The sequence below is a fragment of the Halorubrum sp. SP9 genome, from assembly GCF_005435015.1.
GTDB classification, from domain to species: Archaea; Halobacteriota; Halobacteria; order Halobacteriales; family Haloferacaceae; genus Halorubrum; species Halorubrum sodomense.
In genome coordinates this window covers 19,951-30,739 of sequence record NZ_SGXU01000012.1, presented here as the reverse complement: position 1 = coordinate 30,739, position 10,789 = coordinate 19,951, and the positions used below count along the sequence as shown (strand labels likewise).

The window sequence follows — 10,789 nt, the reverse complement described above, 5'->3', positions numbered from 1 at the left end:
GTCGGTGTCTGCTCTAAAATGTGGTGAGATCAGAAGTCGCTTCGACGGGCGTCTCCCCACAGGTCTTCGTCGTCGTCGTCCTCATCGTCTTCGTCGTCGCCACTCTCACCGGTGTCCTCGGTGGCGTCGGTGTCGGCCCAGCCTGCCTCGCCGTCGGCCCCCCCGAATATGGGATCGGAGTCACCTCTCCCGTCCGGGTCTGGGTCTGGGTCTCCAACTGTGGCGTCCTTGCGCCGGTCTCCGGCAGGGTCGGGTGAACGACCCTCTGCCGATGGGGTACTGTGAGTCCCGGTAGGGGCTTCACCGCCACTTCCGGGGTCCGGTGACGGACTGGGACCGCTGTCCGGCGTACTGGATCGGTAACTTCCAGAACCGCCGAAGGTCGCCTCGCTGTATCCAGTATCCTCGTTCTCGTCTGCCTGTTCGACGTCGTCCTGTTGTTCGGATTCGGCGGGGATCCCCGGGCCGGTCTGCTGTTTCGCCCAATCGACGACGGGGGTGTTGATGCTGTCGTTGGGGATGTGGGCGATCGACCCGAGCGCGCTCACCGTTTGGAGTACCGCGGGCTGTCCGGGGCCGAGTTTGAGCCGCTGGCTCCACGGGACTGAGTGGGTCCGCTCGGCCATCTCCCGGAGGTGATGGGGGATCTCGTCGGGGCCGATCGCGACGGGGTCAAGCCCCTGCTCGGTGAACGAGTTGTAATACTTCTCGAAGTCGCTCGCGACGGTGTTACACCGGCGCTCGGCAATCTCCTTGTGCGGCGAGATCGCCAGCACGCGGACAGTGAAATAGTAGCCTTTGGCGCCGTGGAGCTTGTCGATGATCTTCGCGGTCCGACTCCGCTTGGCACCGGGGTCGCGCAGGTCGTAGCCTTCGACCATGTTGCCGACGACCTCACCCTCTTTGATCTTGGCGGCGGCGTCGGTGACGTTGAGGCCGTAGGGGCGGCGCTTGGTCCATACGTCGCGTGCGGGCTCGAAGACGGTCTGGACCATGACGCGACAGTCCTCTGCGAGCACGCGCTGGCCGTCGCTGGTCTGGTCTTCCTCGACGACCATGTCGGAGGTAATGTCGCCGTAGGGGTCAACCTCGAAGTCCTCCTCTGCGATTTTACACTTGATGGGGTAGTAGAACGGCTGCTTGAGCCGCATCTTCGCCATCGCGATGTGGTCGCCGCGATCGAGGGTGGGGAACTGCTTGTTGGCCTCGGTGATCTGGGCGTCGGGGTAGTTTTTCCGAAGCTGGCGCTCGAACTGGTTGGCGTCGACGCGGGTGTCGGGCTTGAAGAAGAATTGGAGCTTCCCACCGTCGTAGACCATCTCGTGACTGTGGATGTGCGAGTCGGTGGAGACGAACTTGAAGCGCCCGACGCCGATCCCTGTCTCGTGCGGGTCGTGGATGGTCTCGTAGAGGTTGATACTGGCGTCCATCCCGGTGTTTTCCCGCGGCGGCCGGACGCGAAGGCGGGGCCCGGAGTCGGATTCTGCCGCTTCTAAGCCGGACTGAACTTTTGAGTGGAGATTATCGTCGACCTTGACTGCCGGGTAGGTGCTGGTATCGGTGAAAATAAAATTTCTGAGATAATCGCCCACACTAGTCATTTGAACCCTCTCCCAGAGATTTGGCCGTATACCTGATTCCGTAATTTGTCTATGTCTCCCCCTTGGTCGACATAGTCTTGGAATCGTATTTTCCAATGCTTTCCGCGGTCAGTCACATTTTTAGTAGCTCGCATTCTACTTGACTCCAGAATCCGGTTTTGAAAACCCAGATATAACTTTCCGCATCCAGTTTTCAACCAAATCCAATTGGAAAACAATATCTCCCTAATTATTCAATCTTTTCCATTAATCGCTATAGGCTATTTTACGAATCTGTATCAGATGGCGGCCGCTCCGAGAGGCGGTCAAAACGGTCTTGAGCCGTGTTAGAGCGCGATTCTGACTGATCAGGATCGTACTCCGACGAAGAAATAGTGCCTTCGAGAACTTCCACAGTTAGAATCGCATCAGCATGACGTCCATCCGTAGGCAACTCCGCGGGATCGATGACCGCATTCCCCACTTCGTCACCGTCCTGCTCAAAGAACACCGTTGCGAGGCCATCCTCGATTGAATCGACAACCGCGGTGTACTCGCCGTCCGGAAGGTCAATTGTAGCCATCAGTAGGACTCCTCCAACACTCGGTCGTCCTCAGTTGTAGTTACGATCACCGTATCACCGTCATTATTCCAGATTGGCGACCCCGACCCCCAGTACAGCTCGCTGTCGGTTGCGGTGCCACTCCCGGTGTACAGCGTCACGCTCTCACCAGGCCCAAGCGTGAATCCATCCGGAATCGTGTACGTGTGGTCGGCGTCGTCTGCGACTGTCCAGCCCGACATATCGAGTGGTTCACTGCCTGTGTTCTCAAAGACGACGTACTCGTTGTTGAGGTTCTCCCGGTCACTTCCTTCAGCGTCCGCGTTGATGTCTGCGACAGCAAGCGCACTGGTGTTCGAATCCGTCTCCGAGTCGGACTCTGAATCCGTCTCGTCTGGCTCATCACCAGTGTCGATCGCGCCGGTTCCCTCACCACCAATCCGCTCACGCTCAGTGACACCACCGGCTGTCCCCGGCTCAACGGCATCCCCATCGCGAAGATTGAGTGGATCGGTGGGTGCATCCTGTTGGGTCTGAACAGAGACTGCCTGGCCATCACTCACGAGCACGATGTCCCCGTGTGTGGCGGTCCAGAAAGCTGGAATCGATCGATCTGAGAGCCGCTGGAGTACCTCCTCGTTCGGGTGGCCGTACTGGGAGTCGTACGCACTTGAGATGATAACTGCTTCTGGCTGGACAGCATCCAGGAACGGCCCACTCGAGGAACTGGCCGAGCCGTGGTGGCCCGCCTTGAGAATCGTCGATTCGAGCTGGCTCCCGTACGTGTCGATGAGATACTCTTCTTGATCGTCTTCGGCGTCACCGGAGAGGAGGAAGCTCGTCTCGCCGTGGGTGAGTTTGAGGACGATGCTATTCTCGTTGCGGGCTTCGCTTTCGAGATACGGCTCTGGTGGGCCCAGAACATCGACATCGACGGCACCGAAATCAATCGTGTCACCCTCACGAGTTTCGTACAGCGTCACGTCGTGCTCTTCGATGGCGTCGAGGTACTTGGCGTAGGTTTGCGTGCTCGCTGCGATCCCGGGATCGTAGACGGCGCCGATGCCGTCGGCCTGTGTCTCGTAGTACTCGATGATCGCAGCGTTGCCGCCGATGTGGTCGGCGTCGTTGTGAGAGGTGACGAGGTGATCGATCCGTGTGATGTCGTGCGCTTGGAGATATTCGAGGACGTGTTCGCCATCATCATTGTAGTGGCCAGTATCGACGAGCATGGTGTCGCCCTCGGGCCCAACGATGAGCGTACTCACTGACTGACCGACGTTGATGTAATGAACTTCGACGGTTCCGTTCGCGGGCGTGGGTGTCGACTCGTTGCCGGTGTCTGGGGTACCTGCGGACGGGTCGCCAGGAACTGCCCCTGAACAGCCCGCGAGGAGGATGATCCCCACGATAATGAGGAGTCGACCGTGACTCCCGATTGAGCTCATGGTTGAGGACTCTTCTCAACGGGTAAAGCACTCGGGGTGTACAGGGTGATCCCGTGCTGAGGAGTGTAGAACTGGTGGGTACGAATTCCCTGCCTCATCTGAGGCACGCGTCTCAGTTGAGTGACAGTGAATATGTATCGGACTGCTCCGTAATCTCAATCGTATCTTGCTGCGTACCGTCGATCTCAAGGGTAAGATCCATCTCACCTGCGCCGCGCCCGGTGAGTTCGATGCGACCACCTTCTGGAAGCGATGGAACACTCACCACCGTCTCACTCTCGCCGCCGAGCCACCGCCAGCTGTCGCCGTCGGCCTGTCCCGGGCCGTACGACCCCAGAATGAAGGCGACTTCGTCGACACCAGGCCCGATATCGATGTCTAGTACGGTCTCGCCAGCGCCATCGTAGATGATGAGTCGGTTTAGCAGAAACGTGAGTTGGCGACCATTCTCGATGTCCGGGTTCAATGTCGACTCTGAAATTGTTCGTTCGAAGGCGAGTGTGAACATTTCGCTGTTATACGTTGGATCCTCCCTCTCACCAGTGGCGAGCGTGTCTGCTGTCCGCTCCAAGTACGCGGTTCCGTGTTCTTCACTGGGTTCGACTTGGGTGTCCTCGTACCACTCATTGAACGAGGTGATGAGGATTGGGCCGTCGGCGTAGCGACGGGCAGCCGTCGCTGTCTGCTCGTAGATATCAGGGGTAGGGGGGACTGGCTCATTGTTCCGTTCGACATGTGTGATCTCCGTATCGTCGAAACCAGGCACTGCGGTCGGGATCACGTCGACGTCGACGTACTCTACGGCCCGGTACCACGTTCGGTACGAAGAACGGGCGGTTTCGATGAATGCGTCTTTTGTTGGATTATCTGGGTCGTAGACGCTGTAGGTGGAGACCGCATCTGCGACATCCACAATCGGGTGGGTGTCGAGTCCGGACCCGGCAGGGATATCGACGATGAGGTACGGACGCTCACCCGCGGCCTCCACCGCAGCCTGGTAGGCTTCTTGGACGTCTCCCCGGAGGTTCTGCGCGACCCAGATGTACAATACTGGGCGACCGTCGATGCGCTTGTAGTTGTCCCGGTGGAAGTAGGTCTCCGCAAGATACCTGAGGTCATTCGTCAATTGACTCTGGGCAGAATTGGTATCGAGCTCAACGGGGTCGTCGCCGAACTGGCCGACGGTCTCGTAGAGTATCGACCACTCCAGCTCGTCGGCGCGGGGGTGGGCCAGAACATCTTCTCTGAGACGTCTGTCGTGGCCACTGTTTGGCCCCCACCACGAGACGTTGAGCCAGGAGATACCGGCCCGGCGACACCAATCGATGTGTTGTTCGATGACGGCCGGCTCCACAGAGTTGTAGTTCCCGAGAACAGGTGTCGACGGGGATTCCTTGGCCCATTCTCCGTCGTTATAATCGTGGAGCGGTGCCCCGTACCATGGGTAGTAATGCGCACCGATCTCGCGAACGGCAGCAGGTTTCGATGCCCGAACGACAACTGTCCCAACCTCTTCTGTGCCAACCGTAACGGCCTGCGTGCCTGTCTCAGATGGTTCCCCTGATAAGTCGAGTTCTGTTGACTCGCCGGGAGCGATGGTCACCATTTGGGATGCGACACGCTCTCCGCCAACGGACAACGGCACTGACCGAGAGATTTCGTCTGCTCCCGTATTCTCTAGGGTTACGGTCACAGTAACCGAGTTCCCATGCGACAGGGTGCTCGGGTCAAGCGTCGACTCCCCGATGGTGAGTGGGTCCTCTGCGGTTTCAGACTGATCGGATGCCGTCCCCGATTCCGACTCAGTTTCGTCATCTTGTTCTTGTTGGCCACACCCCGCCAGCAGGCCCAGCCCCAGAATCGTCGACGTCGATAATAATGACCGACGGGACGGTTCGTCATCCATATTCTGAGTCAATATGGCATAGGGGGTAAAAGTTCAGTCCTTAGTCAGAACGGTGTCGTATTCTGGTGAACAGAGTTCATCGTGATTCCATTGAAGCGCTTCCACCGCTCACCCCGTACAACTGGTGGCTTCGATTACCTATTCTCTATCAGTTAGGAATATCAGTAGAGACACAATTATATATCGCAATGAGGGAAGTTGGATCTAATGCCAACGATGCCTGAATACATTGGGAAGGCACACGAAAAGCTCACTCGCGATATTCTGAATGGAGTTGATCCGCAGCCCGATACAGTAGAGCAACTCGATCACCTTCCGAGCAACCAGCAGGACCGGGTCCAGCTCGGTAGTGAGAAAACAGCCGCATTCATTCGTGACGATGTCTCATTTACAATCGAGTCCGCGACAGAGGTCGGCGATGAGTTGCGGGGTGTATCTGGTGACGACACTGATCTCGTTGTGGCTGGGACTGCTGAAGAGAAGCGATACTCACTCAAGATGGTCGGGAGTGGAAAGGTGAATGTCCGGAATCCGACGCTAAACACAATCTGTGAAAATCTCCTCGACCAGTCTCGCGACGCCCTTCTTGATGAGCTTGACCGTGATGACTATGACGAGATTGCGGAACGCTATGCCGAAGATGAGATCGAGTCGAATGAGTTAGCTGCTGTCGTCCTCCCCGCATTAGCAGAAGCACTGCGTGACGCCCGGGACCTGGATGAAGTAACTTTCCGGGAGCGCCTCGCAGATGAACTCCAATTAGACTCGAATACAATCGCGTGTAAGGTCACCGACGCCGGCTACTACCACGGGATTGTTTCGACAACTCAAGGAACACTCAGCAGGGTTAGCGATCCGAACACGACGCTTGATATCTACACCACTGACAACAGCTCAACATCGATTTTCTTTGATATCGATGGTGACCGAGCATTCCAGATTTCCGTCTACGGCCAGAACAGTGGTGGTCAGGCTCGGGCAGGCCTCCGAGCAGCATACTGGGTTCCAGTCTGATGACATTGTTCCAATTTATTTATAATAAACGAACAGTAGGTCATGGGCAAATATGAGACAATATGATGTCTGAAATAGAAATGTAGATTTTCTCTACTCTTGACTAAGTTCTTCGACGAGTTCCTCGATCTGCTGTTCATATTCTGATACTGTTTCCCACTCGTAGAGCTGGTCGTAGTACTCGAAGATCTCGAAGACGCCGAAGGTCTGCATCCAACTGTACTGCTCTTTCTCGCGCTCGGGTGAATAGGTACGTTTCAGGATATGGGTTTTATCGATATATGACCGCGATTCGATCAGGAGCCCGTGTTCAATGAGTGCGCCGCCCTGGTCGTGTTCACAGGTGCCGAGGATGTGGTGTGAGTCGTCGGCGATGAGCTTGAATTTGAGAATTGGATGGAGGACGAGATCGGTATCGGGGAGAAAGTCGTCCATTCGATAGGCGACGGCGTCGTCGCCCGTCCGTTGGTTGATGCGATCTTTGAGCTGATTCACACGATCGACGTCGCCCTCGGCGAAGCTCCCTAAAATAAAAAATCGGTTATCGGTCTCTGCGGCGAGATCCGCCCAGTCAGCTCGAAAGTGATTGAGGCCTTCGTACTCCTCCGGCGTTAACGACCGGTAGTGATGCCGTTGAGCTCGGGCCTCAAGGTCGCTCTCTGAGGAGCCGTCCGGCATTACCATCTGGTTCGCGCGCCCGAATTAAAACCCTTTCGACCATATTGGTTTAAACCAATGTGGTTGTCGCCGAAGCATTTATAGCGCCGGCGACTATACACTAGCGTGAACACAAGCAACACAACCAGCACCGAACGATACCGGTCGGCTACCCTGTCCCAGACCGGTATTTCGTCGCTCACATGCTCCGTCACAAACGGGAGTAGACACCACAGCGATAGCTACAGCGGGTGCCAATCGACTGTAGCTGTCCCTCACAATCATGGCCCATAACACGACGCATCGGGATCAGCCCGATACGACCGATGCAATCGACAGTACGGTTGAGAACCAGCGACAGCGTCTGAACGTCGTTACGCAAGAGACGCGGTTTGTTCTGATTCAGAATATTCTCTCCCATCCGCAGCAGCTTCCCACGCTCAAAGAGCTCGACTACGTGAATCCGAGCAAGAGCAAGAGCACCATCCGCGAACATCTTGAGGTGCTGATCGAGCATGGGATCGTGGCGGAGCGGACGCTTCCGAAGGATCAGCGCAAGCGTGATCTGCCGTGGCGCTTCTACGGCCTCACCGACGTCGGTCGCGACCTATTGGAGGAGATGGGTCTGCTTGGGGCTGAGGGCACGTTACGGGATATGTACGAGATGCTGGAAACGACGGATAATATCGAAAAATACGCGCAGGCTCCCCGCCCAGACGATGAAAGTCAGGACGAGGAACTGACTGGCAGCGATGCGCTTGCTGCCTACATTCGAGACCAGAAGAGGGATCTCCCCAGCGTTGATGATCAGATCTCTATTGTGACTGCCTTGTATGAAGAGGAAATCGGACCAGAGTCGGAGGGTTTGACTCGAAACGAGATCGCGGAACGGTTGACATTCGAGCACTCCTTTAGTACCGCAATTAACCATCTTGTTGATCTGGATGTCCTTGAGGAGTTCCAACCTCCGGGTCTATCGACGTATGCGATCAGTGAACGGCGAGATCAGATCATCAATGGTGAAGTAGAGAAGACGGTTCAAGAGGAGATTGAACGTCTCATTGATGATATGGTGGATCGGCTTGATAGCCCAATGCGACCTGGTGACGGCGAGTATGCTGGTGATACTGTAATCCGTGCTGATGGCGGTCGTCGAACTCTTCGATTTATTCTTGCTGAAGAGTTCGATATCCGGCCAGACAAGGTTGAATCCTATCTTCGCGAAGGGGATCAGTTGTCGAAATTGAATAGCGCGGTTGACGCGATTGAGGAGAGCGAAGTGGACAAAGGTGCTGACTACGGTCGGGTCATCTTCCGTCACGCTCCCTACCGCTATCGACTCTCCGAGTTTGCGATGTCTCTCGCAGAAGAAGGCCTGAGTTCGTGAAGTATAGCCTCTTTCTTCCACGATTTGATCTCCTATAGCCTGTCCTCACGGAAGTTCCAAACACGTCAATAACTGGGCTCCGAATCTCTTCTGCGACCATCTGGTTTCTCTAACTGGCTATAGCAATTTCTATAGGAAGTTTGTCTTTGTAGAAGTGGTCAGGTACTGATAGAAATCCCCTCTCGGGACGTGCGCTGTAGTTAGCAACTCGATAGGGGGAGTCACGAGCTACAGGTTTTTCTACAGACAATTGAGTCGGATACAGTAGCCTCTTGAGGGACCCACCGTGAATCGGATATCCAAGTAGCGATGTCTGCGTTAGAGAGGCAGTTTCAGACCTCACGAAACCAGAGCCACTACCGTGATGTATCGGCACTTCTCAGCGTTGTTGGCGCGCTTATCGGGGTTCACCTCTGGCTCCCAAACAGGCTGCTATCGGAGTTCGTATTCATATACGGTGAGCCCAGCCTGAGGACTGCCTGGACGGCAGCGACGATTCACGATAGTACCGCTCATCTCGTCTCGAATCTGGCTTGGTACGGGATCGTGATCGGGCCGGCATACTCCCTGTACGCCATCTGGGGCCGACGTCGACTGTTCTGGCTGCTGTACGGGAGTCTCCTTGTTGTCACTCCACTCAGTACGGTCGCTGTCGACTATTGGCTACTGTACCAGCAATGGGGGCTTGTCGGCCCTGACTCGATTGCGTTCGGATTTTCGGGTGTCGTGAGCGCATTCGGCGGTTTGCTGGCTGTTGGTCTCGCCGGAGTTGTTGCTGAGTGGTACTCTTGGCCGATTTCGATTGTAACAACGGTCGGGTTCGTGGCGAGCGGATTGGGTATCGCACTCTACCAGTCGCCATTGGTTGCGATTCCGACTACCGGTGTGCTAACCGTCGGTATTGTGGTCGCGGTGGGACTCGGTTCGTTTTGGTGGCGATTGAGAGGGCTCTCGATCCGCCAATGGCTGTCGGCTCATCAGGAAGCGATTCTACTCTTTGGTGCGTGTGGCATCGTTATCACCGCGCTTGTGGCAGGGATGTTCTCTGTTGAGACTGTTTTGAGCGGTCGGGTTCCGAATGTGGTTGCCCACGGTACTGGATTCGTGACTGGCGTCAGTCTCGCAGCCACTGGGCTGAGCCTGTTGTGAGGAGTTTCATTCTCTGAGAGGCGTAGTGCGATTGATCTCGTGGTGACGTTTAGAAGCGAGCCGTTGTTTTGAAATATTAACCAACATAGAGTGGACTATTCCGGGTTCTGTTGGTTAAGACTACCCTTCGTACTCGTCGATCCTGTCGGTACAGAGGCGGGCGAGGTTGGCTTATAGTTTCTGTCGATTTCGTATTTCAACGTCCGGACCCCTTTTTCGCAATAGGCTCTTGATTAAGCGAGAGGGTACAAATATATATGAGAGTTCAGCACCAACACTGTCGTAAGAGGTGCCAAGCATGTCTGAATCCTCGCGAGATGTGGTCCAATCGTGGAGTGAGTCGATGAGCGCCCGTGACCGTATTCGAGCGGTCGCCGAGACGCTTCGCGAACCGCGGTCGGTCAACTGGATTAGCGAGCAGGCCGACGCCGCCTGGAGCACGACCAACGAGGAGCTCCAGGATCTCGTCGACCGGGGCCAGCTGCGCCGCGTTGAGGCCGGCGAAACCACGCGCTACCAGCCGGACTACACGCAACTGCTCTTCGAGGAGATCCGTACGCTCATCGAGGAAAACACGCGCGAGGAGTTGCGGAGCGAATTGGCCGCGATCACAGAGGAGATCGAGGAATGGCAGGCGACCTACGACGTCGAGACGTGGGAGGAGCTCGAACAGTCGCTCGCTGACGGCGAGCTCGGAAGTGACGAACTCCGTGATCGCCGAGAGGCGATTGCGGGCTGGGAGGAGAACTTGGAAGATCGCCGCCTAATCAAGCATGCGTTGGCGCTCTACTCTGATGTTGAAGCTGCTCGCGAACGACTGAATGAGTATAGCAATTCCCGTCAGTAGTAGAACCCGCAGCTAAGAGATAGTCCTACTCAGTCGCGAGCTCGTCGTAGATTTCCTCGTGCTCGTCGAGGTCTTGGCGTCCGAGAAACCTGATGAGATACCGCCGTGCCTCCTCGGGGGACAGCTCATCGGGAATCTCCGGTTGCTCACTTTCAGCGGCCATCCTTACTTCCCACCATGGGGGTCATCGTCATAATCGTTCGGTTCGTATTGTTCATCGTCGCCTGTGTCGAGCTTGG

10 protein-coding genes are annotated in these 10,789 nt (G+C 56.1%); 4 read left to right on the top strand and 6 right to left on the bottom strand.

Annotated elements, in window-relative coordinates:
• Positions 1-29: 29 nt before the first annotated feature.
• From EXE45_RS08890 to EXE45_RS08875, 4 genes are all read right to left on the bottom strand, one after another.
• Positions 30-1,430, bottom strand: coding sequence for a hypothetical protein (locus tag EXE45_RS08890; RefSeq protein WP_206750467.1), 1,401 nt, complete (start codon positions 1,428-1,430; stop codon positions 30-32).
• A gap of 436 nt (positions 1,431-1,866) precedes the next feature.
• A complete protein-coding gene (locus EXE45_RS08885; RefSeq protein WP_137694083.1) occupies positions 1,867-2,163 on the bottom strand; it encodes a DUF3006 family protein in 297 nt (98 codons plus the stop codon).
• On the bottom strand, positions 2,163-3,590 hold the full coding sequence (locus EXE45_RS08880; RefSeq protein WP_199233606.1) for a lamin tail domain-containing protein: 1,428 nt from the start codon (positions 3,588-3,590) through the stop codon (positions 2,163-2,165). The genes EXE45_RS08885 and EXE45_RS08880 overlap by 1 nt, the downstream gene beginning before the upstream one ends.
• Positions 3,591-3,702: 112 nt before the next feature.
• Positions 3,703-5,496 (bottom strand): CARDB domain-containing protein, encoded by a 1,794-nt coding sequence (locus tag EXE45_RS08875; RefSeq protein ID WP_137694082.1) that lies wholly within the window; start codon positions 5,494-5,496, stop codon positions 3,703-3,705.
• 207 nt (positions 5,497-5,703) lie between these two features.
• Between EXE45_RS08875 and EXE45_RS08870 the strand changes: the two genes are divergently transcribed.
• Complete coding sequence (locus EXE45_RS08870) at positions 5,704-6,510, top strand: hypothetical protein (protein ID WP_137694081.1); 807 nt, start codon at positions 5,704-5,706, stop codon at positions 6,508-6,510.
• Between the two features lie 93 nt (positions 6,511-6,603).
• On the opposite strand, the gene EXE45_RS08865 is transcribed toward EXE45_RS08870, so the two are convergent.
• Entirely contained in the window at positions 6,604-7,188 is a 585-nt protein-coding gene (locus EXE45_RS08865; protein WP_137694080.1) for a hypothetical protein, read from the bottom strand.
• A gap of 262 nt (positions 7,189-7,450) precedes the next feature.
• On the opposite strand from EXE45_RS08865, the gene EXE45_RS20410 reads away from it, so the two are divergent.
• From EXE45_RS20410 to EXE45_RS08850, 3 genes are all read left to right on the top strand, one after another.
• Positions 7,451-8,554 (top strand): hypothetical protein, encoded by a 1,104-nt coding sequence (locus EXE45_RS20410; protein WP_199233605.1) that lies wholly within the window; start codon positions 7,451-7,453, stop codon positions 8,552-8,554.
• Between the two features lie 309 nt (positions 8,555-8,863).
• Positions 8,864-9,703 carry a hypothetical protein gene (locus EXE45_RS08855; protein ID WP_137694079.1) on the top strand — a complete coding sequence of 280 codons (840 nt, stop codon included), beginning with the start codon at positions 8,864-8,866 and terminating at the stop codon, positions 9,701-9,703.
• Between the two features lie 298 nt (positions 9,704-10,001).
• Positions 10,002-10,550 carry a hypothetical protein gene (locus EXE45_RS08850; protein ID WP_137694078.1) on the top strand — a complete coding sequence of 183 codons (549 nt, stop codon included), beginning with the start codon at positions 10,002-10,004 and terminating at the stop codon, positions 10,548-10,550.
• Between the two features lie 25 nt (positions 10,551-10,575).
• Here the strand turns inward: EXE45_RS08850 and EXE45_RS20405 are convergent, their stop codons facing one another.
• A complete protein-coding gene (locus EXE45_RS20405) occupies positions 10,576-10,713 on the bottom strand; it encodes a hypothetical protein (RefSeq protein WP_199233604.1) in 138 nt (45 codons plus the stop codon).
• Positions 10,714-10,789: the final 76 nt, after the last annotated feature.